The 25232-nt window shown below is 40.9% G+C and carries 21 protein-coding genes and 1 pseudogene; 6 read left to right on the forward strand and 16 right to left on the reverse strand.

Annotation, left to right across the window (positions count from 1 at the left end):
• Positions 1 to 4 precede the first annotated feature (4 nt).
• The 4 genes from KHA99_RS14465 to KHA99_RS14480 form a co-directional block, all read right to left on the reverse strand.
• The gene (locus tag KHA99_RS14465) at positions 5 to 1285 is read right to left on the reverse strand and encodes a zinc metalloprotease (protein WP_249366687.1); all 1281 of its coding nucleotides are present in this window, start codon (positions 1283 to 1285) and stop codon (positions 5 to 7) included.
• 46 nt (positions 1286 to 1331) lie between these two features.
• Positions 1332 to 2537 carry an HD-GYP domain-containing protein gene (locus KHA99_RS14470; protein WP_213118187.1) on the reverse strand — a complete coding sequence of 402 codons (1206 nt, stop codon included), beginning with the start codon at positions 2535 to 2537 and terminating at the stop codon, positions 1332 to 1334.
• A 196-nt stretch (positions 2538 to 2733) separates the two neighbouring features.
• Entirely contained in the window at positions 2734 to 3975 is a 1242-nt protein-coding gene (locus KHA99_RS14475; RefSeq protein ID WP_213118188.1) for an ATP-binding protein, read from the reverse strand.
• Positions 3976 to 4278: 303 nt separating this feature from the next.
• On the reverse strand, positions 4279 to 5586 hold the full coding sequence (locus tag KHA99_RS14480) for an ATP-binding protein (RefSeq protein WP_213118189.1): 1308 nt from the start codon (positions 5584 to 5586) through the stop codon (positions 4279 to 4281).
• Positions 5587 to 5873: 287 nt separating this feature from the next.
• Between KHA99_RS14480 and KHA99_RS14485 the strand changes: the two are divergent.
• Positions 5874 to 5945 (forward strand): annotated as a pseudogene (locus KHA99_RS14485) (DUF350 domain-containing protein); the annotation flags it as partial.
• A 92-nt stretch (positions 5946 to 6037) separates the two neighbouring features.
• Here KHA99_RS14485 and KHA99_RS14490 read toward each other — a convergent pair.
• From KHA99_RS14490 to KHA99_RS14505, 4 genes are all read right to left on the reverse strand, one after another.
• On the reverse strand, positions 6038 to 7534 hold the full coding sequence (locus KHA99_RS14490; protein ID WP_213118190.1) for an amidase family protein: 1497 nt from the start codon (positions 7532 to 7534) through the stop codon (positions 6038 to 6040).
• Between the two features lie 483 nt (positions 7535 to 8017).
• Positions 8018 to 8761: a C39 family peptidase gene (locus KHA99_RS14495; protein WP_213118191.1), complete on the reverse strand. Its 744-nt coding sequence runs from the start codon at positions 8759 to 8761 to the stop codon at positions 8018 to 8020.
• A gap of 166 nt (positions 8762 to 8927) precedes the next feature.
• A complete protein-coding gene (locus KHA99_RS14500; RefSeq protein WP_213118192.1) occupies positions 8928 to 9374 on the reverse strand; it encodes a threonine/serine exporter family protein in 447 nt (148 codons plus the stop codon).
• A 16-nt stretch (positions 9375 to 9390) separates the two neighbouring features.
• Positions 9391 to 10152 (reverse strand): threonine/serine exporter family protein, encoded by a 762-nt coding sequence (locus KHA99_RS14505; RefSeq protein WP_213118193.1) that lies wholly within the window; start codon positions 10150 to 10152, stop codon positions 9391 to 9393.
• 185 nt (positions 10153 to 10337) lie between these two features.
• On the opposite strand from KHA99_RS14505, the gene KHA99_RS14510 reads away from it, so the two are divergent.
• Positions 10338 to 12413, forward strand: coding sequence for a carbon starvation CstA family protein (locus tag KHA99_RS14510; protein WP_213118194.1), 2076 nt, complete (start codon positions 10338 to 10340; stop codon positions 12411 to 12413).
• On the forward strand, positions 12406 to 12609 hold the full coding sequence (locus KHA99_RS14515; protein ID WP_213118195.1) for a YbdD/YjiX family protein: 204 nt from the start codon (positions 12406 to 12408) through the stop codon (positions 12607 to 12609). Before KHA99_RS14510 ends, KHA99_RS14515 begins: the two co-directional genes overlap by 8 nt.
• A gap of 50 nt (positions 12610 to 12659) precedes the next feature.
• On the opposite strand, the gene KHA99_RS14520 is transcribed toward KHA99_RS14515, so the two are convergent.
• The 5 genes from KHA99_RS14520 to KHA99_RS14540 all read right to left on the reverse strand — a co-directional run bounded on the left by KHA99_RS14520 (position 12660) and on the right by KHA99_RS14540 (position 17382).
• On the reverse strand, positions 12660 to 14390 hold the full coding sequence (locus tag KHA99_RS14520) for an MFS transporter (RefSeq protein WP_213118196.1): 1731 nt from the start codon (positions 14388 to 14390) through the stop codon (positions 12660 to 12662).
• A 1-nt stretch (position 14391) separates the two neighbouring features.
• On the reverse strand, positions 14392 to 14919 hold the full coding sequence (locus KHA99_RS14525; RefSeq protein ID WP_213118197.1) for a PadR family transcriptional regulator: 528 nt from the start codon (positions 14917 to 14919) through the stop codon (positions 14392 to 14394).
• A 174-nt stretch (positions 14920 to 15093) separates the two neighbouring features.
• On the reverse strand, positions 15094 to 16062 hold the full coding sequence (locus KHA99_RS14530) for a ring-cleaving dioxygenase (RefSeq protein WP_213118198.1): 969 nt from the start codon (positions 16060 to 16062) through the stop codon (positions 15094 to 15096).
• A gap of 273 nt (positions 16063 to 16335) precedes the next feature.
• Positions 16336 to 16566, reverse strand: coding sequence for a hypothetical protein (locus tag KHA99_RS14535; protein ID WP_213118199.1), 231 nt, complete (start codon positions 16564 to 16566; stop codon positions 16336 to 16338).
• Positions 16567 to 16638: 72 nt separating this feature from the next.
• A complete protein-coding gene (locus KHA99_RS14540; protein ID WP_213118200.1) occupies positions 16639 to 17382 on the reverse strand; it encodes an alpha/beta hydrolase in 744 nt (247 codons plus the stop codon).
• A 218-nt stretch (positions 17383 to 17600) separates the two neighbouring features.
• Between KHA99_RS14540 and gntK the strand changes: the two genes are divergently transcribed.
• Positions 17601 to 19145: a gluconokinase gene (gene gntK / locus KHA99_RS14545; RefSeq protein WP_213118201.1), complete on the forward strand. Its 1545-nt coding sequence runs from the start codon at positions 17601 to 17603 to the stop codon at positions 19143 to 19145.
• A 6-nt stretch (positions 19146 to 19151) separates the two neighbouring features.
• Complete coding sequence (locus tag KHA99_RS14550; protein WP_213118202.1) at positions 19152 to 19997, forward strand: MurR/RpiR family transcriptional regulator; 846 nt, start codon at positions 19152 to 19154, stop codon at positions 19995 to 19997.
• A gap of 44 nt (positions 19998 to 20041) precedes the next feature.
• Here KHA99_RS14550 and KHA99_RS14555 read toward each other — a convergent pair whose 3' ends face one another.
• Complete coding sequence (locus KHA99_RS14555) at positions 20042 to 21373, reverse strand: GntT/GntP/DsdX family permease (protein WP_213118203.1); 1332 nt, start codon at positions 21371 to 21373, stop codon at positions 20042 to 20044.
• Between the two features lie 213 nt (positions 21374 to 21586).
• Between KHA99_RS14555 and KHA99_RS14560 the strand changes: the two genes are divergently transcribed.
• Complete coding sequence (locus KHA99_RS14560; protein WP_372447604.1) at positions 21587 to 22813, forward strand: MFS transporter; 1227 nt, start codon at positions 21587 to 21589, stop codon at positions 22811 to 22813.
• A 36-nt stretch (positions 22814 to 22849) separates the two neighbouring features.
• Here KHA99_RS14560 and KHA99_RS14565 read toward each other — a convergent pair whose 3' ends face one another.
• The gene (locus tag KHA99_RS14565; RefSeq protein WP_213118204.1) at positions 22850 to 23776 is read right to left on the reverse strand and encodes a ketopantoate reductase family protein; all 927 of its coding nucleotides are present in this window, start codon (positions 23774 to 23776) and stop codon (positions 22850 to 22852) included.
• Between the two features lie 96 nt (positions 23777 to 23872).
• The gene (yfkAB, locus tag KHA99_RS14570; protein ID WP_213118205.1) at positions 23873 to 24985 is read right to left on the reverse strand and encodes a radical SAM/CxCxxxxC motif protein YfkAB; all 1113 of its coding nucleotides are present in this window, start codon (positions 24983 to 24985) and stop codon (positions 23873 to 23875) included.
• Positions 24986 to 25232 lie beyond the last annotated feature (247 nt).

The following is a 25232-nucleotide window of genomic DNA, read 5'->3' on the forward strand; positions in this document are numbered from 1 at the left end:
GGAGCTAGATATTTTGCTTTTTGATGTACTTTTTTCGTAAAGAATACAGAAGCAGCAAGAACCCAATTAACAGCTGCAGTGAGGACAAGGCGGCATCCCAGAAATGATAAGTGGATGGCCCGTAGTGAAAACAGTGGTGAATCTTTGTCATGGCAAATAAGACTTGGGGAAGGTAGTAACCGAAGAATAAAGATAGCGTCAGTCCCACACCGAGCACATAAAAAATGGTATAAGTGAAAACTGTCCCCTTTTCCTCTTCAAACATTACCTCTTTTTGACGGGCCGGTTTAATAAATGTAAACAAGTTCCTAAACACCTGCTGGGCATTTTCAATGAGATTGTAGGCACCCGTCGTGTTTTCAAAAACATAATATAAATCTGTTTTCATATAGATACAGCACTGGTAGACCATCCGAATAAAGGTATCTAATACAACTACCTTCAGCACACTCAGGAAAATCCCTGATCCCACCGGAAAAATTGACTGGCCAATAAGAGCAAAAAACAGAATTACCGTATCAAAACGAAGTCCTGCTAAATACAAAACATTGCGATCCTTTGCTGGCAGCTTCCAACTAGATGACATATCCGTTTCTAATACAACTAGGAATAAGCGGTGCCCTATTTCCAATTTAGTTGGGAGTTGGTAGGCTCTTATGGCCAAAACATGCCCAAATTCATGAATTAACACTAAAAGGAAAGATAGGACGAGCCAGGCTGGGATATTCAATACCATCAGATCAAAAATAAACAAATCCTTATAATGTGGAAATAAAGATGGGTTTAACACAAACAAGACAATACAACCTAGAAACAGAACCGAATAAACGGAATTGGTGTAGCGGTTAAAGAAGAATTGCCCAAGTTTTTGGGGAACCCATAAAAAGCCTGAGTGGCTCTTTTGGGCTGTTGGAGGATCTAATTTAACACCATCCATTTCGGCTATTAGATGAAGCTCGAGAAGCTGTTGAGCAAAATCAAGTATGTCAATCTCCTCAGTCGGGTACTTTTCTTTCAGCAGCTTTTCTGTCCGCCCAAGTGACTCTCCTTTGTTCATCAAGTTTATAGCATCAATACAAACCTCAGGCATTTCATAAAATTCACCGGAAACCTCAGCTTCAACAATATAGTGTTTTTTATCTTTGTGTATCTCGATTGGTACTAGATGAAGAATAGAATTGCTTGTCAGGTTCATATAAACATCCTTTATTTTATATAATTTATGAAAAAAGGATGCTGAGCAAAAAGCAAGCATCCTAGACCATATATTTCTTACATCATCCATAAGCACCACCAGCATGTTACTTTAACTTTCTTAAGTTTGCGTATTTTCATCCTTCCACCTCCTTTTCAACCCAAAAGTTATTATGGAGCATGATTTTGTCTATTTCTTCATTAAAGGAATCATGGATTTTTTTCCATTTCGGAAATACCTTTTGAAAATTATCTACCAGTTCAGGGTCAAACTGTGAACCTTTTCCTTCTAATATCCTCTTATATGCCTCTTCAACTGATAGGGCCGACCTATAAGACCTCGTGGAGGTCATGGCATCGAAAGCATCTGCAATAGCTGAAACTCTTGCAAGGTACGGAATTTCTTCCCCCTTTAATTGATCCGGGTACCCCTTTCCATCCCAGCGTTCATGATGAGACCGAATGACTTCAATACTATGCTTAAAACCAACAATTTTCGATACGGCTTCAGCCCCTACGACTGTGTGCGCTTTGATTATTTCGTACTCTTCATTTGTAAGTCTCCCAGGCTTCATCAGTATTCGGTCAGGGATATGAATTTTACCGATATCGTGAAGTAAACATGCGTAATTAAAATCTTTTAAATCGTCTACAGAGAATTTACCGTTGATTTTTGCCAACTCTAGTGCATAGCTGGCAACCCTTTCACTATGTCCTCTTGTGTACGGATCTTTTAGTTCAAGGGTAGCGATTACGCCTTTAACCAGACCAACTAATTGCTGGTCGTATGAAGTTTTAATCGCCCTAACATAAGATTGAAACCTATTTAAAATGATGAAAGAAAAAATTGATAATACAGCTAGCAGTAATAAAGCAGATAACACATTCGGAGTTTGGATAATTAAACCTGCTATACTGTATTTTAATAATAACCCAAGGGAAACTACCTTAAAAAAGGTATTGCTTACAAATATTGGTGATAACAACAACCATAAAATTTCAACTGCATTCCCACTCTTATAGATCTCGGGTTTGCCAATAAATGAAATGACATCATTTATTAACGTTAAAGTTGTATATGATATAAAATAAACATATTTTATTTGATGCTGCCTTTGATTTTTGTACAAATAACGTGCAACAGGAATTAAAGCAAACATAAATACATAAATCCATAAGCCTAGTAAATCAGGTGTTTTATACTGCAATATTGGATTATATTTTGAAATAATACTATAAATTAAATCATATGATATGGAGATGATATAAAATAAAACAATAAACCATTTGATTGTTTGACTCTCTTCATTTAGTATATTTGGATCTATTTTTTTTGTTTTCATTTTCCAACCTCACATTAGAAATTCCATTCTTCTATCATAAGAAAAAATCTAAGTTACGGTTTTCTGCATCAGACATTTTTCCTATATTTTTGTATTTACGACACTTTTCTTCATTATAAATCATTTATTTTAATCCGAATACATATGTTTATGTATAATTAAAGAAAATTTTGTCCTGTTATCATTATTAACTCATTTAGTACTTTTGGATTAGAGGCAACTCAACTTCTACCGTTGTTCCTTTACCAAGCTTTGTTGCTATTTTTATTTCCCCTTTATGCTCCTCAATAATTTGCTTTGTTATATAGAAGCCTAAACCAGTACCATTCTCCTTAGTTGAATAAAATGGCGTACCTAGATTTTGAACAGTTTCGTCTGTAATTCCGCAACCTTCATCCTCGACAGCTACTAGCAGTTTTTCTTTATCTGCCATTTTGATTTGGATTCTGATCAACCCGCCATTCGGCATAGCTTCAATTGCATTTTTCAGTAAGTTGATAAATACCTGTTTTAATTGCTTCTCTCCACATTCAATCAATGGCAGAGGTTCTGTGACTGTCTTTTCAATTTTAATCCCGTTAACCTTAGCCTGTTGTCTCATAATTGACAAAGTATAATCAATAATTTCTTCCATACTAGTTTTTTCAAACTGTATCCTTCTCGGCTTTCCAAGGTACATCAAGTCATCGACAATGACATTAATTCTATCAATCTCTTGGATCATAATAGGATAATAATCCTTAGTTTGTAAATTGTTCTCAAACTGCAATTGCGTAAACCCTTTTAATGCTGCAAGCGGGTTTCGAATCTCGTGCCCAATCACCGTTGCCATTTGACCAATAACTGCGAGTTTTTCTTTTTGACGGAGTTCCTCATGAACGTTGGTTAAGGAATTTATATATGAATAAAATCTAATTAAGATGATATAGGCAATTGCTGAGATGGCCGTGCTAATAATAATTGGCGGCAGGACATTGGCGGTTGATAATATCAGTCCGAGTAAAATATATTTTACAACTATTCCTAATGAAGTGGTCCAAAAGTATATTTTATTTACAAATACGGGTGAAAATATGAGAAATAGAAGTTCAACAACACTTCCCGATGCAAAAGTTCGAGATGTTCCATAATACCTTAATAAATTATCGACTAAATCAATTAAAATATAGCCAAACAAGAAAAAATATTTAACTTTATACGAGTCATTCTTTTTAATAAGATACATTGACACTAGCAACAGTATTAACACTAAGGGGTAAAGCCATATTCCCAAACCAGAATTTAGAGGCTCTAATTCTCCATAATCTGTGTATCTAGGCAATATAACATTCCAGGCTAAGTCATATAAAAAGAATAAGAAATAAAATAGCCACAAAAATAACTTAATAGCCTTTTTTTCTTCATATATTAGCTTTGGACTTTTGCTGCTTATTTCCATGAGTGTTCTCCTTAACAAAGATACTATTCTAAAAATTCAAAATTCCAGTCTTTCCCCATACTATTCTACCATTTTTTTAGAATAACATTATAAAAAAAAAGAAAAATACGATGATTTTCGACATTTTTTTATTGGGAAAATTTAAAGGGGGAGTCCCATTTGATTGGAACTCCCCTTTAAATTAGCTGACCTTTTTCAATTGTCCAGATGAATTATTTAATGTTGAATGCTTTCGTCCATAGCCGAAGTAGTTTAACTGAATAAAAAAACAGATGACATCAAACAAAAGGATGTCATCTGTTTTTACATTATTTTAACAACTGTCGGTTCTTCATTATTAATACTGCTAACTAACTCTTCCTTTTTACCTCCTGGAAGAACAATTGTTACCGTTGTTCCCAAACCTGTTTCACTTTGATAGAAAACTCTTCCTTTTATCGTTTCAATAATTCTTAAGGATACCGAAGTCCCCAGCCCCGTCCCCTTATCTTTGGTCGTATAAAACAATGTTCCAATCCTCGATAGTTGTTCGGGTGTCATTCCTTTTCCGTTATCAGTAATCAAAACGGAGCCATGTGTTCGGTCGGACTTTGTATGTATCGTGACAACGCCCTCCTCTGAGGTCGCTTCAATCGCATTTTTCACAAGGTTTACAAGAGCCTGTTTCAACTGATTTCGATCTGTATAAAGGCAAAAATCGGATGTGTCCAGTTCACTTTCTAGTCGTACACCCTGCTTTACAGCATAAGGTTCGAGCAGCATGACAATTTCCTTCAATATGTCTTTTAAGGCGAATTCCTCTAGTTTTTCGAATTTCGGCTTGGCAAAATTCAAGTAATCGCTAATGATCGCCTCAGCCCGTCCTAATTCACTTAAAACCAGCCCGAAATATTCATAATTCTTCCCTTTCTCATCCTGCTGCATCAATTGTAGAAATCCCTTAACCACTGTTAAAGGGTTGCGGACTTCATGGGCGATAGAAGCAGCCAGTTCACTTAATGTATTAAGCTTTTCTGCTTTCAGTATCTCTTCCTTCATTTTGGCTTTCTCAATCTGTCCCTCGTATAACTTAGCAGCAAGTGTCAGGGAACCAGTATAAATGAGCGCGAATAGCAGTAAATCCGGGATGTTGATAAATATTTTGAAGGTATTTCCGTTTAAATAATGATAAGTCAAAAGTGATAAATAACATAAAACTATTGACCAACCGCCCGATAATAAGGTGAACCGTACTCGTCTATTTGAAGAAGTATTCCAATAGCATTTTCGTAGAAGAAAAGGGACAATAGCAGTAAGAAGGCAGCCCACAATGGCAAAATAGACAGTACCTCCACCCATTATAAGGCGGGCCCCAATGATGGAGGTAATAACCATTCCGCCGGCAGCAGGTCCTGCATATAAAATGGCAAGAATAAGAGGAGCGTAGCGAAGATCCCAAATAATTCCATAATTTGAATAATTAAAGATAATGCAGGCTATCGCGGCCAGACTATGCATGATACCACTGATGATTGGTATATTCCACTTTTTCTTATGGTCAAATAAGGAGCTGCAAAGCAGGACTGGTGCTAATACGATTAACAGTTGCAAAAGAAGTTTTTCCGCCAGCATCGATATTCCTCCGAGGAATCAATTATATTATTATTACAATACGACAAAAAACAGTACTTTCCTCCTATACTTAAAAAAAATGTTGGAAAATGTCAGCGGCTGTTGCCGGTAAAGGTTCCGTAGTATACATAGCATTTGCGATCTTCATCAATCTCCCGTGAATCCATCGCAAATTCTAAAAACTTTTCTCCCCTTTATATATAGATGAAATCTGAGTGAAGGGCAGCGGAGGGGAAAACCTCTTCTAATGTCGTTTTTACAGCCCATCAGGATCACATGGAGGATTGGCTGTTGGATTTTTTTTGATGTTTTTGTCGGTTTCTATCGGTGTGGTCATCGCCGGATGTTTGACTTATTAAGTTAAAAACCGCATCTCCTCATCGTTCATAACGACCCAAGCCTCGGTCTCTTATACTTTACGGGAGTTATGCCCTCCTCCACTAAATCGAATTTAAAATATCGGATTCGATTGCACCGGGATCCATATATCTGTTTGTTCAAGCTGTGCGGCTAGAGTATACAATAAATCTTCCCGTCCCCGGGCAGCCATGAATTGTACTCCGACCGGCAGTCCATCCGGGGTGAGATGCACCGGAACTGTCATTGCCGGCTGACCGGTTAAATTGGCAAGCTGCGTAAAAGGAGTTCTCTTAAGATTATTTTTTGCTACCTGTTCGACCGTGCCGGCCTTTTTCAAAATACCGCTCAAGGATAGCTTTCCTGCAGCTGTCATCGCCAGTTTTTCCGAAGCAGTTGGCTCTAGTTCTCCGATTTTTGCTGGCGGGAAAGCAGTCGTTGGCGTCATAAAGAAGTCGTATGTTTCATGAAATGCCTCCATCGCAATGGCCGCGTTGTCCCATTCGCGAATACTTAAAACAATCTCCTCTGCCGAAGTCGCCTTCCCAACCAACCCTAAAATCCAAGTGGGCAGCTCCACATCGCTCATTTTCGCTTTCCGGCCAAGGACATCTTCTAGAGATGCCAATGTCGCAGCAACTTCCCCGAAATACATCGTTAAATAGCTTTTTGCAATTTTCCTGCCATCCACAGGCGCATCCATTTCGACCATATTATGACCCATTGATTCCAGCAACCTGGCTGTTTTATAGACTGCCTCCTGACATTCCTTGTGGACTTCAGCCCCTAAGGGAGACTGGACCGAAAAAGCAATCGTTAATTTCTCTGCTGGTCCGCCCTGTACCTGCTGAAGGTAAGAGCCTGCAAATGGCTGGGTATGAAATGCAGCCGCTTTTTCGTAAATCTTGATTTCATCAAGCATCGCCGCACTATCTCTTACAGTTCTCGAGAGGATATGGTCAACAGAAGCACCCTGCCATAGCCGACCATAAACGGGACCGACGGGTGTCCTGCCTCTGGTTGGCTTCATTCCAAAAAGACCACAATAAGAACCCGGAATCCGAATCGACCCGCCGCCATCATTTGCTCCTGCAATCGGTACCATTCCGGTTGCAACCGCCGCTGCCGAACCGCCGCTCGAACCGCCTGGTGTATGCCCTAGATTCCATGGATTTCGGGTAGGGCCATAATACTTTGGCTCAGTAATGCCCATCAAGGCAAATTCCGGTACATTCGTCTGCCCGACAAATAGGGCGCCCGTCTTACGCACTTGCTTTACATACGTGGAGTCAATTTTTGCCCGGTAGCCTTGATAAGCCTTGGACCCAGCCGTAATCTTCTCCCCTTCCACTTCTTGAGCAATATCCTTTAACAGCATCGGCACACCTGCAAAGGTCCCCTCTAAATCAACATTTTCCGCCTGTTTTTCAGCTTTATCGTAAAATTTATTAATAACAGCGTTTAGCTTGGGGTTATGTTCCTCAATAGCTTTGATGGCTTCCGAAAGCACCTCGGTCGGTTTAACTTCTTTTCTTTTTATCAATTCAGCCAATCCAAGTCCGTCATACTCTTTATAACGAAAATCCTCCATCCGCTCCCCCTCCTTTTTTAAATAAATACTTCTATTTACTATTCAAATAATCCTTTTTATAGAAATGTTTTAAAAGAGTGGATCAACATTGAAAATATTTCAATTAACCAATTGACAAATACAGGTTAATCATGTAATATTATTAATTGTGCTTTTCATTTGTGTAACTTGAAATAAATAGAGAATACACAATGTAAGAATTTTACTGGCTTTTCACTCGTGTTTTTTTTGGAAAGACTTATTCACACTGGAACGGCCTCGGAGCCGTAAGGATGTTAGAGAGGTAGGGCTGGCATCGTTTAGGTTTATAAAACCTACTGGTGGAAATTGTACCGCGGCATATTTAATTAAGAAATATTTAAATTTTTACATTACGACAGCATAATGAACTTGCAGAAATTCAAGTTACAATAAATCCTAAAATAAGGAAAGCAAAAGAAGGCAGAGGAACCATTCCTCTGCCTTCGTCCAATTTACAGGACACTATTGGATAACGATTGCTTGTTTGCCCATTTGCTCCCAGGCTTTGATGAAGTTTTCGCGGTTTAATTTTTTGTTCTTTGTACCGTATGGATCATTGATATAGATGTGGGACTGGTCGTAGCCGGTAATGACCGCGCTGTGTTCACTGAAGGTGATGTCGATTTTTCCCTCAGGGGTATTCCAGGTTTGAAATACGTTTACCGGAGAAAAGTTTATAGTCGTGATAATCCATACTGGGTGTCCTTGGTTTACTTTTTTCAACAGGTCTGTAAATGGACTGCCCGTTAAATTCATGGCACGTTCCCCTGCATATTTTTGGGCAAGATCGTAAACGGGGCCATTGTACACCCCAAGTCCCGGCCCATGTGCCATATCTCCAACAAATCCAGTATTTGGATTTCCTTTAAGACCATTACTGTAAGTAAACGGAACTGTTTTAATATTTTCAGCAAGCTCATTTTTCGTCACACTAATTCCATGAAATTGCATAACCATCGCAAGGCTCGTCACTTCGCAGCCATTGTATAGCATCGGCTTATCCATTTGATTAATCAACGGGACATCGAGCAGTTTGCTCTCAGGCAAAATAGGATAATCTTTTTGAAGTGCTATCTGGCGTGTTTTTAAAGGCGGGTCCTCCAAAAACGTTTTTATTGCAGATCGTATTGCTTCTACCCCAATTATGTTTTTTGAACCAAAGAGAATCGCAGTGAAAACAATAAGCGCAATAATCGTTTTCTTCATAAATGATAAATCCCTTCCCTGTGAACTTTTCATTTTGCTAGTAGTACTAATATACTAATATATTACTATACCAAACGTTAAAAGAACCGAAAAGAGGAACAGTATCCAAATCAAATCCAGAGGCTGTCTCAGGAATAAAGGTGAAATGACAACCTCTTAGAAAAATTTATATTTTTAACTTTCTTTCATTGATTTTCCGGATCACTTGATTAATCACTTCTGAGAAAACTAACCCAAAGGCGATGGTTCCCGCAAGCATCAAAACCTGAGCAGCAGACCCAAGTGCCGTGTTATAATTCTCTTCCACAAAATTTCTCATGGCATTATAAGCGAGTCCCCCCGGAACTAATGGAATAATTCCCGCAACGCTAAAAATAATCACAGGGGTTTTATATAATTTTGCCAATTCTTGGCTTAGCACAGCTATAAAGACCGTCGCCAGTAATGTCCCTAAAACAGGATCATCATAATATCCTTCTACAAGATAATAAACCAGCCAGCCGCCTGCACCAATCAACCCGCATTTCACTAAGGTATTCTTTGGTGCATTAAAAAGGATGCCAAATGCCCCTGTTGCAATAAAGCTGGTTATTACCTGAGCTAAAATATCCACTTTTCCAAGACCTCACTCACAAGAATTTCAGTATGACCGCAATTCCAGCCCCAATGGCAAAGGCTGTCAGAAACGCTTCCGCACCTTTTGACAGTCCAGAAACAAGGTGGCCCGCCATTAAGTCTCTGATGGCGTTGGTTACTAATAAACCGGGGACTAACGGCATCACCGATCCAATAATGATTTTATCCAGCTGATGGCCAACGCCGATGATTACAAAAAGCAATGAAAGGAGCCCAATCACAAATGCCGCCAAAAACTCGGAGAAAAACTTGATCGGTACAAAGCGATGGAAATAAACAAAGCTTAAATATCCTGCACCTCCGGCAATCATTGAAGGCAAAAAATCATTCCATTCTCCTTTAAACATAATCATAAAACAGCCGCTTGCCAAGGAGGCTGCCGCCACCTGCATCCTGAATGGGAAGGAAAGGTCCTTGGCTTCAATTTCCTTAAGCTGTTTCATAGCCTCTCTGCTATTCAGATCACCACTTGATATTTTTCGTGAAATACTATTTACGATAGCGACCTTCTCCAAATCTGTCGAACGCTCTGAAATTCTAATCAACTTGGTTTTTGTCGGTTCCGACCCTTCGGCGGAAAAAATAATGCCCGTTGGCGTCACATAGCTATGTGACTTTTCAATCCCGAACGAGGCTGCCATCCGCATCATCGTATCTTCCACCCGATACGTTTCCCCTCCGCTCTGCAGCATAATTTTCCCCGCCAGAAGACAAACCTCCATGATTTCATACGTTCGTTCTGCTTCGTTGTTCATCTATAGCTCACCACATTATTTTACATTTGATAATTAGTTTAATTCAAAACCAAGTTATAAGGCAATTTCCAGTCATTCTATCAAAATTTCGGGAAATTTGTCAAAATTCACAAAAAATTACCTTGAATTCAGAAAAAACAATAAAATATAATAATATTATTCTAGATAGGAAGGTGTGAACTTTTTTGAAAGCGTTTAAATCCATTATTATCTGGGGAGTCATTGCCGCCCTTGGAGCAGCAGGTTTTGCAGTCATGGCCTTAAACAGAGGTGAAAGCATCAATGCGATTTGGCTGTTAACAGCTGCTGTCTGCGTGTATGCCATTGCTTATCGCTTTTACAGCAAGTTTATCGCAGAAAAAGTTTTTCAGTTAAATGATAAAAGGAAAACTCCTGCCGAAATTCATAACGACGGAAAAGATTTTGTGCCAACGAACAAATGGGTTCTGTTTGGTCATCACTTCGCCGCTATTGCCGGTGCAGGTCCATTAGTTGGTCCTATTCTCGCAGCCCAAATGGGATATTTGCCTGGAACACTTTGGATTGTCGTTGGTGTTGTTTTGGCCGGTGCTGTTCAAGACTTTGTGATTCTTTTCGCATCTATGCGCCGAAATGGTAAATCACTCGGTGAAATGATAAAAGAAGAAATGGGCAAAGTTACAGGTGTCATTGCGATGATTGGGATTTTAGGAATCATGGTTATTTTATTAGCAGTTTTAGCCCTTGTCGTCGTAAAAGCACTTGTAGGAAGCCCTTGGGGAATGTTCACGATCGCAGCGACGATTCCGATTGCGATATTAATGGGAATTTACATGCGTTTCATCCGCCCAGGCCGCGTTGGCGAAGCATCCATCATCGGTATTGTTTTACTTTTACTTGCGTTAGTTTTCGGACAGACAGTTGCCGAAAATCCAACGTTAGCAGCCATGTTCACGTTTAAGGGCGAAGCTATTGCGATTATGATGATTATTTATGGTTTTGTTGCATCAGTATTGCCAGTATGGCTGCTGCTAGCACCGCGCGACTATTTAAGTACGTTCTTAAAAGTGGGTACCATTTTGGGACTTGCCATTGGTATTGTCGTAGTTGCTCCACATTTAGAAATGCCCGGGGTAACGAAGTTTATTGATGGTACAGGACCAGTATTTGCAGGAAATCTCTTCCCATTCTTATTTATTACAATAGCTTGTGGTTCTGTTTCCGGTTTCCATGCCCTAGTTTCCTCCGGTACAACACCTAAGATGATTGAAACTGAATCCCACGCCCGTCCAATCGGATATGGTGCGATGCTGACTGAATCCTTTGTTGCCGTCATGGCAATGATTGCTGCCTGTGTGCTGCATCCTGGTGTGTATTTTGCGATTAACAGCCCAGCTGCCTTAATCGGAACTGACGTTACCCAAGCTGCTTCTGTTGTATCCAGTTGGGGCTTTACGGTCACTCCTCAAGATTTAGCGAATTATGCCAAGGATGTAGGGGAAGCTTCGATTCTCTCCAGAACCGGCGGTGCCCCAACCCTAGCGATTGGTATGGCGGTTATTTTTTCAAAAGTTATTGGCGGAAAGGCGTTAATGGCATTCTGGTACCATTTCGCGATTCTTTTCGAAGCGTTGTTCATCTTAACAACGATTGACGCCGGTACTCGTGTCGGCCGCTTTATGATTCAAGATATTTTAGGAACAGTTTATAAGCCATTTGCGAAAACTGAAGCACTGGTTCCAAACCTTATTGCAACCGCCTTATGCGTTCTTTTCTGGGGGTACTTCCTGTATCAGGGCGTTATCGACCCGCTTGGCGGTATTAATACGTTATGGCCGCTGTTCGGTATTGCCAACCAAATGCTTGCCGGAATCGCCCTGCTCTTTGGAACTACGATTCTCTTTAAAATGGGCAAAAAAGCATATGCCTGGGTTACTTTGGTGCCAACCGGTTGGTTGTTAATTGTTACTTTAACAGCAGGCTGGCAAAAGCTATTCCATGAAAATCCAAAAATCGGCTTCCTAGCCCATGCCAAGATTTTCAAAGAAGCAAATGATGCCGGCAAGGTGCTTGCGCCAGCGACTTCTCCTGCGCAAATGAACCAAGTCCTCCTTAATGACTACGTGGATGCCACACTTACTGGTATTTTCATGGTAGTCGTGATTCTGGTATTAATAGCTGCCATTCGAATTTGGCTGCAAGTCCTTAACGGCAAAAAATTACCGTTACACGAAGAACCAATCATTCCGCGTAACGAAGGGGATTTGAAGAAATATGCTTAATCAGTTGAAAATAATTAACTCCTACCGCAAGCAGTTTATCAGCTTGCTGGTTGGGGTCCCGAGCTATGAAACATATGTAGCCCATATGGAATCGCATCATCCCGGCGAGCCTGTCAAAACAAGAAAGGAATTCTTCTGCGAAGCCCAGGATGCGCGTTACAATGCCAAAGGCGGAAAAGTTTCACGCTGCTGTTAACGCACAAAAACAGCCTAAGACCCAAGGATGGGTTTTAGGCTGTTTTTTTACTAATTGGCTGCAGGTGATTTCGCCATTTGGACAATCTGCTTATTTCTTCTTTCTCTAAATATCAAACCAGTTAATACACAAAGGAACACAAACGGAATACTTGTTTTATATAGGTCTGCAAAACTTGTAGAAATCCTTTCTTCAGCAAAATTCCTTATTTGATTGGTATACCCTTTTATTATTGTTCCCGTTTTGAAGATTTCCTCATCCACCTGATTTTCAACTTGTTTATAGATTTCATCTTTGGCTGCGCTCCTTTGATTTTCAGGAATGGTGGCTAATACTTTTGCAGCGTTGGCATCGATGATTCGCTGGCGTTCCGCTTTGGTGATAAATGTGGTAGAGGTTTGCAGCGCTTCTTTTTCACTGGTGATTAATTTTTTTGTTTCCGATAAAATCTGCGCTTTGACGGTTTCCGGCACATTCAGTTTTTCAAGTTTTTGCTGTGCATAATGCATAACATCCTGTTTTTTATCATGAATATTGTTCGTCAACCCGGCTACAAAAATTGCTACAGCTAAAACAACCCCCACCTGACGCAGCATCGAAAAAACACTCTGCGATGCCGTAAGCATTTCCCCTTCAAACGATGACGTGCTGGCAATTGTTGCGGAAGAAATCACGAAGCTAAATCCCAGGCCAAGCAAACTGCAAAGCAGAATTATCTCCTTTGGTGTGCTGTGAAGATTTAAGTTATGCAACAAATAATAAGCTATTCCCATGATGGCAAAGCCAATCATGACAGGAATCGTGTAGCCAATTTTTTTCGTTAGCAAACCGGCAAAGTTGGAAAATACAAAGATGGCGGCGGATACAGGTGTGACGAGGAGTGCGGCTTGGAGCTCTGTCTTGTGCTGGAAGTTGGTTAAAAACTGTGGAAGCAAGACCATGACACCGATAAGGAAGATGAACCCTGTAGTCACGATCACAACTGAACCTGTAAATAAACGATCTTTAAAAAGATTTAAATTAACCATTGGCGCTTTTGATTTTTTCTCTGCGATAATAAATAGTACGATGGAGGCGGCTGTTAATAGATAACAAATAATCGCCTGGCTGCTATCCCAGCCCCAGTTGTTCCCTTTGATTAGGACCAGATTTAGCGGGAATATGGCAGAAACCGAGAAGATTAGGCCGAACCAATCGATGGATGATTTTATTCTGCTTTCGTTTTTTACAGTTAAGATTACAAAGGAGGCGGCGATGGCGAGTATGCAAATTGGTACATTGACATAAAAGACCCAGTGCCAGCTAAGCTTTTCTGTGATAATCCCTCCGACTGTGGGACCGAGAGCAGTTGATAATCCTTGTGTTGCCCCAAGAAGCGTCAATGGCAGCACCCTCTTTTCAATCGGCATCGCAGCAATCCCGATCACCATGCTGCAAGGAATTAGGATAGCGGCCCCAAAACTTTGGATGAACCTTGAGGCAATTAAGAATTCTCCGCTGTTTGCCAGGCCGCATAAAGCCGAGCCCAATCCGAAAATAAACAACCCGACAATAAAAAATTTATTACGTCCAAACATTTCAGCAAACCTTGCCAGCGGAATCGCCAAAACCGCAATCGTCATCGTGTATACATTCAGCATCCACGAACTTGTTTCTAGCGATGTGTGCAGACTGTCCTGAATTGCCGGCAGCGTAATATTCATAATTGTGGAATCAAGCATACAAACAAATACCCCGACGCACATTAATAGAACGACCTTCATTCCGCCCGTCCCCCTCATGTTATTGCTCCCCTTGCTCATTTAATTTTTTTAACTCTTCATCAATCATGTTCACGACCATTTCTGCCTGACGGATGCCAAACTGCAGTGTAAATCGCTTATAGTGCTCCATGTCTGCACCGCACATTTCATCGATTCTGTTAAGATTGTTATACATCGCCTGGTTCTTTTCACGTTCTTCCTCAAGCCACTCGATGATCTTTTCCTTTGTGGTAAACCGCCCGAAAAAAATACGGATTAGGATGTCTGATCTCGTCACAGTTGGGTTTATTGGGCTGTTAAGGTATTGCTGGAATTGTTCCCGGCCGGCTTCTGTTATCGCAAATAGGTTCTTGTTTGGCTTCCCTTCCTGCTGAATGACCTGTTTTTCCACCAGTCCCTCTTTTTCCATTTTTCTTAATGCCGGGTAAATAGCACCAAACGATGCATCAAAGAAGTATGACACGGAATTCTCCATCATTTGCTTTATATCGTAGCCGCTCATTGGCTCCTCATATAGAAAACCTAGAATCACATCTTGCATGTTCATATATTGTTCACCTCAATATTATTTATGTTTATATTATCGATGTTAATATGTATGATGTCAATATAGAAACTGGATATTTTTTCATATTTTTAAAAAAACTGCTTCATAAATTTAAAAAGCCAATCGATCCAAATCGATTGGCTCCCTACTTGGGCTGCTGTAGTTGCACAAAGTTTAATTTAGGTTTAGCGGCCGCAGCTTTTCTTCAATCTCTTTTCGTTGCGGCTCCAAAAATGGCGGTAATGCCAGTTTTTGCCCCATTGTTTCCATCGGTTCGTCTGTTGCAAAGCCTGGTTTGTCTGTAGATAATTCAAACAAAATGCCATTTGGCTCTCTGAAATATAATGCTTTAAAATAATAACGTTCGACTTTCCCTGAATTCGGCAAGCGATAATCCTTCAAACGCTGTGCCCATTGGTTGTATTCTTCTTCATTTGGTACACGGAAAGCAACATGATGCACTCCTCCACGGCCTAAACGGGCTTTTGGCAGGTCCGGCCTTCTTTCAATATGAACTTCTGCACCACTGCCTCCTTCACCTGTTGCATAAACTAATATTTCAGGAAAATCTCCTTCCAGTGATGGGTATGCTCCGACATATCGAAATCCCATAACTTCAGTAAGAACTCCGATGGTCGGTTCGGCAATTCCAACAGTAAGGGTAACAGGCCCTAAACCTATAATGGCGTGTTCCGTTGGAATATCTTCCCGTACCCAAGGAACCCCCGGCCTAACTCCTTCTTCACCATTGTCGGCGACAAGTATTAAACGAGTCCCATCGAAATCTTTGAAGGCTAATGTATCACGATTTGCTCTTTTTTCAATCTCATCATGTTGAACACCAGCCTGTTTAAATCGTTCCTTCCAAAACAACAAAGAATCTGTATTCGGCACCCTTAAAGATACAGTGGAAATATCTGAAGTTCCTCTATATGAACTACCAAGATTAGGTATGTCAAAAAAGGTCACCTCCGTGCCAGGATTTCCTTCTGCATCCGCATAGAAAAGATGATAAGAAGATGTATCATCTTGATTGACTGTTTTCTTAACCAATCGCATTCCTAAAATTTTTGTATAAAACTTATAATTTCTTTCCGCTTTTCCGGTCAAAATCGATACATGATGTAATCCTAATAGGTTCATTTCTTCCACTCCTTACATCCTTTATTTTTTCAGAATCGGTTAGAATAAATGTGATTATCTCGAATTCGAGATATTATTTTAAAAATAACCTTCAATTACCCTAAAACAGGATATCTTGAAGTTGAGATAATAATAACCCTTTTAAATTTATATGTCAATAGCTTTTATATTAGGGGCTAAATGAAAACTCCCACTTGGTTTACGGAAGCGAGAGTTTTTCGTTCTTATCGGCATAACTGCGGGCCATCCATTCCTGTGGCTTTGTTGCTAAAACTACTCCCCAATATTGTTCTCAAACCATTCCTGCAGCTCTTGTAATGAGGTAAAGGAGAAGATTTCCTCTCCATTCTGGCCATTATCAAAACCGTTGTTTCCCCTTAAGGTAATCATCCCTTCATCCTCTGAAATCAGAATCGCATATGGATGATTGACATTTATGTACCTTGCATCCAAATCATTATCAATCCAATTCTTACTTCGTAAAAATGTTTCACAATGGTTCACTAATAATCACTCCTTCACTAAATATTGTTCCAAAAATGCAACAAAAAAAGAGACAAAAAAAATTTGTCTCCATTAAAGATTCTTATCGATAAATTTTAATGTTTTTTCGATAATTACCTGCTGGTCGTTATCTAGTGTGGCCACATGATAGCTGTCTTTCAACTGATGAAGTTCTTTAATCTCTGAGCCGATTTCATCATAAATGATTTGTGAATTATCCGGAGGGACGACATGGTCTTCATCCGAAACAAAAATCAATACTGGGCAGGTAATTATATGAAGATCTGCTTTTACCTCATCCATAAAGGTCAAGATTTCCTTCACGGATTGAACCGGTGTTTTTTCATAGGCAAGTTCCACGACACCCGGCTTTTTAATATCTGAACCGATCGCATCTAAATACCGCATATCTTCTAACTGGCGGACCGGTAACATGGCCGGAATATCTACGGCAGCATTAATCGGGATAATCGCGCGAATTTCTGGATGTTTTTCCGCCATATACAAGGTTAATGTTCCGTCCATCGAAAGCCCCGTTACGAAAATTGTATCGCAGCGTTCCTTTAACCATTGATAAGCCTCTTCAACTGAAGCAATCCAATCGTGATAGGTTGTTTGCTCCATATCCTCATAATGAGTTCCGTGCCCTTTTAAGCGCGGTCCGCACACCGTGTAGCCTGCTTTGGCATAAGCCTCCCCAAGCGGGCGCATGCTTTGGGTGGACCCCGTAAAACCGTGCGAAACCAAGATACCGACGCGATTCCCTTCAAAATAAAACGGTTCAGCTCCCTCTAGAACTGGATATTTTTCAGACATGAACTTCCCTCCCGTAAAAATTGCACATACCCTTAAAATATTCGCTGCAAACACCTTTTTCCCTTTCTTTTTTAAAACTATCTATAATCTGTTTATGTATGTTTAACAATAGTTATAGGACAAATTGTAGTGTGCAGGAATATTTTTTCTTATATAATGATACTGGAGTAAAAATTTTTTGAACTATACAATAACGCTTCATAAAGGAGATTAACCCAATGACTAGAACCTCTTACTATCTCGGTGTTGATATTGGTACAACCAGTACAAAGTCAGTTCTTTTTGCAGAAAAAGGTAAAGTTATCAGCATGCATCATGTTGAATACCCTTTATACAGCCCTGCCCCGTCCATTGCAGAACAGGATCCGGAGGAAATTTTCCAAGCTGTCCTGGAAACGATGAAAGTAGCTATCAAAAAGGGCAAAATCAATACGGAACAGCTTAAGCTTGTTTCCTTTAGTTCGGCCATGCACAGCCTTATTGCCATGGATGATAACGGTAAACCAATTACCCGCTGCATTACGTGGGCAGATAGCCGCGCTACGGAAACAGCTGAAAAAATTAAAAACGAATTGAATGGTCTTGCCATCTATCGTAGAACCGGAACACCGATTCATCCGATGTCACCGCTTGCCAAAATTACTTGGCTAAAAGAGGACCATCCTGAAATCTTCAGCAAAACCAGCAAATTTATCGGTATTAAAGAGTACATATTCTTTAAGCTGTTTAATCGTTATGTGATGGATTATTCAATCGCCTCTGCAACAGGGCTGTTTAACCTCGAACAGCTAAATTGGGATGCAGAAGCGCTAAGTGTTGCTGGTATTACCACTGAACAATTGCCTGAGCCAGTTTCAACAAAGTTTTATTTAACCGGCTTAAAAAATGAATATGTCGAGGAGCTTGGAATACCAGGGAACACTCCATTTGTAGTTGGAGCAAGTGACGGCGTTCTTTCCAATCTCGGCGTCAACGCCATTGACCCAGGAGTAATGGCTGTCACGATCGGCACCAGCGGCGCGATTCGGACTGTAACGGACAAGCCAATCACCGATCCAAAAGGAAGAATTTTCTGTTATGCGTTAACTGAAAATCATTGGGTTGTCGGCGGTCCAGTCAACAACGGCGGGATGACCTTCCGCTGGGTTCGCGATCAGCTTGCCTGGTCTGAAGTGGAAACGGCTAAACGCCTTGGAATCGACCCTTACGATGTCTTAACGAAAATTGCCGACAGAGTCACACCTGGTGCAGAGGGTCTCATTTTCCATCCGTATTTAGCGGGTGAACGTGCACCTTTATGGAATGCCAATGCCCGCGGTTCGTTTTTTGGGCTTGGCCTTCATCACAAAAAAGAGCATATGATTCGTTCAGTCCTTGAAGGTGTCATTCTAAATTTATATACCGTTATGCTCGCCCTTCAGGAAATGATTGGCGTTCCGCAAAAAATCCAGGCAACAGGCGGGTTTGCCCGGTCAGCATTGTGGAGACAAATGATGGCGGATATTTTCAACCAGGAAGTTGTTGTGCCGGAAAGCTTTGAAAGTTCCTGCCTAGGTGCTGTTGTCCTTGGTATGTATGCACTTGGGGAAATTGAAGATTTCTCAATTATGTCGGAGTTGGTCGGTTCTACCCATGCCCATCAACCGATTGAAGAAAACGTGGAGATTTATCAGGATCTAATCCCGATTTATATCCGCCTTTCCCGTTTGTTAAGCGAAGAATATGGTGCTATCAGCAGCTTCCAGCAAAAATGGGTGAGGTAATCACCAATGCCGCAAAACTGTCTAGGAAAAATTCGTTCCTATTACGCAAGACTTAGTGAAAAAGAAAAAAAGATTGCTGACTACATCTTGGACAGTCCCGAAAAAATCATTCATAATACCATTAACGAAGTGGCAGAGGATTTGAATGTCGCCGATGCCACTGTTTTTCGGTTTTGCAAAAGGATTGGCTTCAAGGGGTACCAGGCAATGAAAATTGCCCTCGCTTCTGAAATATTTGAACCTATTCAACAGATTCATGAAGAAATTAAGGAAGATGATACTGAGAAGACGGTAGCGGTGAAAATTTTTCAATCAAATATTAGAGCATTGGAAAACACCTTGCAGATTCTCGATGGGCCTTCTATTCAAAAGGCAGTTGATTTATTATTGCAGGCGGACCGTGTTGAGTTCTATGGAACGGGTGGCTCAAATGTAATCGCCATGGATGCTTTCCACAAGTTTGTCCGGACAGGGATCAAAGCATTTGCCTTTATCGATTCCCATTTCCAGCTTATGTCTGCTTCCCAGCTTGGCGAAAAAGATGTGGCTGTGGTGATTTCTCATTCGGGAACAAACAAAGACACCATCAATATTTTAAGAACAGCGCAAAAAAATGGCGCTAAAACAATCGGTATTACAAGCTATCCAAAATCACCAATTGGACAAAACGTGGATGTTGCTCTTTTTACAAGCTCTGAAGAGACCGAATTCCGCTCCGAAGCACTGTCTTCTAGAATCGGTCAATTAAGCTTGATAGATGCCCTTTATGTCAACATGATGATCCGCAATAAGGAAAAGGCCAAAAACTCACTTGATAAAGTTAGAGAAGCCATTTCTAATACTCGAATGTAAATCTAAAAGAGGATGCCTTTTTAGGGCATCCTCTGCTTTTTTACTTAGACAAACATATTCACTATAAGTGCCCCAATAAAGGCGACAAAGGAAAGAATGGTTTCAAGTACCGTCCACGTTTTGAAGGTTTCTTCAAGAGACAGTCCCAAGTATTCTTTAACCATCCAGAACCCGGCGTCATTGACGTGTGAGAACATTAACGAGCCTGCGCCTGTTGCAATAACCAGCAATTCTAAATTGACTCCGGACATTCCGGCAACAATTGGAGCGACGATTCCGGCAGCAGTCGTTAATGCTACTGTTGCTGAGCCTGTGGCAATCCGGATTAACCCTGCAATCAAGAACGCCAGTACAAGTGGTGATATATTCAAATCCTGAGACATGCTGGCAATTACTTTTGCCACGCCGCTATCAATCAGAATTTGCTTAAAACCGCCTCCTGCTCCAATGATTAAAATAATTGAACCGACTGGTATAATACATTCTTCCACGAGTTTTTTAATTAAGTTCCTATCCATTCCATGACGGAAGCCAAGGAAATAAAAAGCTAAGAAACAAGAAATTAACAGAGCGATTACTGGGCTGCCGATAAAGGCCAACACTTTTTGCGCACCGGCTGAAAGATGCAGATATGGTGCGGCTGTTCCTAAAATCATTAAAATGACTGGCATTAAGATTGATAGGAATGAAATACCAACACTTGGGATTGACTTTTTATTGGCTTGATCGTCAATTTTCACCAACGTTGGTTCGCCAGTCGGGACAACCCGTTTGTTAATCATCCATGCAAATAACGGTCCGCCAATAATCCCCGAAGGAATCGCAATAATTAAAGAGTATAGCAATACTTTTCCAAGATTGGCCCCATAAATTCCGATTGCCGCAATCGCCCCCGGATGCGGCGGAACAAGACCGTGTGTGATGGACAAACCGGCAATAGCCGGAAGACCAACCAATAAAATATTTTGTTTAGACGCTTTTTGAATGGAAATAACAAGCGGTAACAGAATTAAAATTCCAACTTCAAAGAACACTGGAATACCGATAATAAAGCCTGAGAAGAACATCGCCCACGGCAGCTTCTTTTCGCCAAATGCCCTGATAAAGAAATTGGCAATTTGCAAGCCTGCCCCTGATTCAGCGAGCATTTTACCTAAAATCGTACCAAGTGCCAAAATGCCTACTAAGTGTCCTAAAACTGCGCCGACTCCTGTTTCATAGGAACCGACAATCTTGTCCCAGCCCATTCCGGAAAAAATAGCCAAGAATAGTGCTGCGACCATTAAACTAATAAATGCATGCCATTTAAACCAAGAAACTCCTAAAATGACAATGATGATTGCCAGCAGTGTGATGAGTAACAAATATGCATCCATTAAAACTGCCCCTTTCTGTGATGTAGCTTTTAAATGATTTGAAACCATTTAAATGCCTATTTGCTAAATTTCTCCTTATTGTTCTTCAACGAGTACGAGCTTATACAAATAGCCAATCCTTCAAACTATAAATGTGAATTGAATTTCCTATTTAAATTTTTCTGAAATTTCGGTAAAATAATATTTAGAGATTCGAAATAAATACAGAAAGAAGTGTTATCTAATTTGAAACAACAGGACCAGGCAAAACGAAATTTGGCCATCATGTGGTTTGCCAACTTTTTTGTAGCTGGAAGCATGACAATGGTTCTGCCATTTATCTCCCTGTACATCGAGTCACTGGGAAATTTTTCAGAGAAATACGTCCAGCATTGGTCAGGTTTAACATTCGGTATTACATTTGTATCCGCCTTCCTCTTTTCGCCGATTTGGGGCAGGATCGGCGACCGTTATGGCAGAAGAAAAATCCTGATCATTTCCGGAATGGGAATGGCTTTTTCGATCCTGTTAATTGGGTTTGCCCAATCGGTCTGGCAACTTTTCATGCTCCGCTTTTTTATGGGCTTCTTCTCAGGATTTATTCCTATGTCACAGGCACTTATCTCCACACAAACGCCGAAGGAAATTGCCGGCCGTGTCCTCGGCACCCTGCAAACAGGAAGTATTACCGGTACCTTATTAGGCCCAATGCTTGGAGGGATTCTCGCGGATACATTTGGTTATGCAGACACCTTTAAGTGGACCTCAGTCACGATTTTTCTCTCCGCCCTGCTTGTGCTCGCTGTGAAAGAAGTACGAATGGAAGTAAAAAAGGGAGTGAGGTCCTACTATTCCAGTAAAGAAGTTGTCCAGCATATTATCCATAATCCGATCATGCTGACTGTTTTGCTTATCTCAGCCCTTGTCCAAATAGCCCATTTTAGTATTCAGCCAATCCTATCATTATTTGTCGGCGAGCTGCATGGTCCTAAAAATATCGCGTTTTATTCAGGAATTGCTTTTTCTGCGGCTGGCTTGGGGAACTTATTGATGTCCAGAAGATGGGGGAAAATTGCCGACAGGCACGGTTATATTAAGGTTTTGGTGGTTCTCCTTTTCCTTGCGGGGATTATTTACTTACCTGGTGCAGCGGTAACAAATCTTTGGCAGCTAGTCATCATTCGGTTTGTTCTTGGGGTTGCCATCGGGGGAATTATTCCAGTACGAATTGCTTATATCCGTCAGGAGGCACCTCTTGCCATGCAGGGCGAGGTTCTTGGCTATAACAACAGCCTTAGGTTTCTTGGTAACATCATTGGCCCAATGCTCGGCGGCGTTATTTCCGGATACCTTGGTTTTTCGGCTGTATTTATCAGTACCAGCGCATTATTAATCATTAGCGGTGTGATTTTGCTAGTATCTATGCATAAGCATCCAAATCTGGCAAAGCATACAGCATAAAGGGTGAGCAACTTTGCGCTCACCCTTTTTATCATGTTATTGGTCTTTCTGCAGCTGCAGTTCATACACCTTTAAATTGGCATAGACAGCTTCTAAAACCGGAACTGGAATTTGTTCTTTACGGGCGATAGTTAATACGTACCCATGCAGATGATCTGCTTCGACAGAAAGCTGCTTCTCCATATCCCGCTGCATCGAGGATTTCATCGAGTAGCCCAAGCTATCAATTTGATTCAGTTGAAGTGCTGCTATATCTTCAGGCAGCGGCGCACCCATTTTGTTCATCACGGAAATGATTTCTTGTGACAGTTTTTCAATAGTTGCCCGGCCGCTTGGCATTTCCCTGATTGGACCAATCGGCGCCCTCATAAGGGTTGTAATTCCAGACATCGTCGAAATAAACAAATACTTATTCCATAAATCCTGATTAATATTGTCACTTAAACGATAGACGGACTTCGTTCCACTGAAAGCATCTTCAATTTTTAAGATTCTATCGGTCTTTTCGCCGGATAACTCTCCAAAGACAATATCATGTCTTGGGCTTGTTTGGATGATTCTTCCCTCTTGGTCTAGGGTAGTTTCAATAAAGCACAGGCCGCCGATGATCCGCTCTTGGCCGAACTCTGCTGCTAATTGTTCAATATGGGAGATTCCGTTTAATAAGGGAAGAATGGCTGTCTTTTCATTTACATATTGCCGGAAGCTATCAAATGCACCTTGCAGGTGATAGGCTTTCGTCGAGAGCAGGATTAAATCAAACGCATCCGCTTCCTCTCCTGACAAAATTGTTTTTGGGGTTAGCGTGACTTTGCCATGGACACTATCAATGACAAGTCCGGTTTGGTCCAGCTGCTTCTTTCTTCCTTCTCTCACTAAAAATGTGACATCAACGCCTTTTTCCTGCAAGCGTCCGCCAAAATATCCGCCTACGGCCCCTGCACCAACGACTAAAATCCTCATGCTACAAACCCCCTATGTATAGAACTATAAATCTAGTATAAGGGAATTTTTACTAAAGAGTAAGAGAAAAAAGCAGGATAATCTGCCTTCCTGCTCTTAAATATTGGTCTGCCTTTTTGAAAAATCAATGTCTTGATAGTAACTGTTTTTGACAAGAACATTTGGGCCAAGACACTTAACAGATGGACAGTGACAGCTCAGTTCTTTTGCTAGATTAGAGGACTGCCATGTTTGATAAGCATCTAGAAGCTTTGTCGTTTGAATATTACCGAGCGGAGGAGTGTCACCAAAATCAGTTACGATGATATCCCCGTTGAAGATGTTAACATTAAGACGTGAGCGGCCGTCGGGATCGTTTCGGACGGTAACATTTTTGCTGGAATAAAGCCGTTTTAATAGATTAAGTTCCTCCGCTTTATCGCTGCACGGATAAAATGGCAACGTGCCAAACAGCATCCACGTATGTTCATCCCTGATGTCGAGCAAATGATGGATTGCCTCTCTTATTTCTTTTAGCGTCAGCACTTCCAAATTGCTGGCGAAGTCACTTGGGTACATTGGGTGCACCTCGTGCCTTTGGCAAAGCATCTCATCGACAATTTGCCGGTGGATTTTTTCAAGATGGGGCAGCGTCCGCTTGTTTAGCATTGTTTCGGCGGATACCATTACTCCTGCTTTGACAAGCTCGCGGCTATTTTCTATCATTCTTTCAAAATACTTTGCCCGCTGCGAGTAATCAGGCTTTTTTTCCATCCGGGCAAAACCACCCTCGACAAAATCATTAACAGTGCCCCAGTTATGCGAAATATGTAAGACGTCCAAATAAGGAATGATTAGTTCATAGCGGTCGAGGTCCAGCGTTAAATTGGAGTTGATTTGTGTCCTTACGCCGCGTTCATGTGCGTATTTTAAAATGGGAACGACATAATTTTTGACCGAGGAAAGGGAAAGCATCGGTTCGCCGCCGGTAATGCTTAGTGCTCTTAGTGTCGGGATTTCCTCCAGCCTTTGTAGAAGCAGTTCAAGCGGAAGCGCGTCCGGGTCTTTAGTCTGCAATGTATAGCCGACCGCACAATGCTCGCAGCGCATATTACATAGTGTTGTCGTGGTGAATTCAATATTGGTCAACTGGGGCTTACCGTACTGCTCAATATCCAGATAGGCTTCCCAGGGATCATACTGAGGGGAAATTTTTTTCATTGTTTTCATGATTTGCTCCTTTAAATCGGTTCTAATAAACTTAATTATTATAGCCGATTTTGTGGATTTGATGGTATACAAAAGCTTATGAACACCATAACGTTTATATTCAGCTGGATGCTTTCCAATCAGCATCATCCGTTTATCGACAAATTGCCGGGGAAATAGAACAAATATATAGGAACATCGACAAATATTATGAATTTTCGGAGATTTACATTCTCGACTTGCAAAAAGGCTGTACCTGACACTAGCG

It is taken from the genome of Neobacillus rhizophilus (assembly GCF_018343535.1).
In the GTDB taxonomy this organism is placed as follows: domain Bacteria; phylum Bacillota; class Bacilli; order Bacillales; family Cytobacillaceae; genus Neobacillus; species Neobacillus rhizophilus.

Coding starts and splice junctions, on each gene's coding strand:
- KHA99_RS14465 (WP_249366687.1), bottom strand. CDS start 1,285: ATGGATGATGTAAGAAATATATGGTCTAGGATGCTTGCTTTTTGCTCA.
- KHA99_RS14470 (WP_213118187.1), bottom strand. CDS start 2,537: ATGAAAACAAAAAAAATAGATCCAAATATACTAAATGAAGAGAGTCAA.
- KHA99_RS14475 (WP_213118188.1), bottom strand. CDS start 3,975: ATGGAAATAAGCAGCAAAAGTCCAAAGCTAATATATGAAGAAAAAAAG.
- KHA99_RS14480 (WP_213118189.1), bottom strand. CDS start 5,586: ATGCTGGCGGAAAAACTTCTTTTGCAACTGTTAATCGTATTAGCACCA.
- KHA99_RS14490 (WP_213118190.1), bottom strand. CDS start 7,534: ATGGAGGATTTTCGTTATAAAGAGTATGACGGACTTGGATTGGCTGAA.
- KHA99_RS14495 (WP_213118191.1), bottom strand. CDS start 8,761: ATGAAGAAAACGATTATTGCGCTTATTGTTTTCACTGCGATTCTCTTT.
- KHA99_RS14505 (WP_213118193.1), bottom strand. CDS start 10,152: ATGAACAACGAAGCAGAACGAACGTATGAAATCATGGAGGTTTGTCTT.
- KHA99_RS14515 (WP_213118195.1), top strand. CDS start 12,406: ATGCTTAATCAGTTGAAAATAATTAACTCCTACCGCAAGCAGTTTATC.
- KHA99_RS14520 (WP_213118196.1), bottom strand. CDS start 14,390: ATGAGGGGGACGGGCGGAATGAAGGTCGTTCTATTAATGTGCGTCGGG.
- KHA99_RS14525 (WP_213118197.1), bottom strand. CDS start 14,919: ATGAACATGCAAGATGTGATTCTAGGTTTTCTATATGAGGAGCCAATG.
- KHA99_RS14530 (WP_213118198.1), bottom strand. CDS start 16,062: ATGAACCTATTAGGATTACATCATGTATCGATTTTGACCGGAAAAGCG.
- KHA99_RS14540 (WP_213118200.1), bottom strand. CDS start 17,382: ATGTCTGAAAAATATCCAGTTCTAGAGGGAGCTGAACCGTTTTATTTT.
- gntK (WP_213118201.1), top strand. CDS start 17,601: ATGACTAGAACCTCTTACTATCTCGGTGTTGATATTGGTACAACCAGT.
- KHA99_RS14550 (WP_213118202.1), top strand. CDS start 19,152: ATGCCGCAAAACTGTCTAGGAAAAATTCGTTCCTATTACGCAAGACTT.
- KHA99_RS14555 (WP_213118203.1), bottom strand. CDS start 21,373: ATGGATGCATATTTGTTACTCATCACACTGCTGGCAATCATCATTGTC.
- KHA99_RS14565 (WP_213118204.1), bottom strand. CDS start 23,776: ATGAGGATTTTAGTCGTTGGTGCAGGGGCCGTAGGCGGATATTTTGGC.
- yfkAB (WP_213118205.1), bottom strand. CDS start 24,985: ATGAAAACAATGAAAAAAATTTCCCCTCAGTATGATCCCTGGGAAGCC.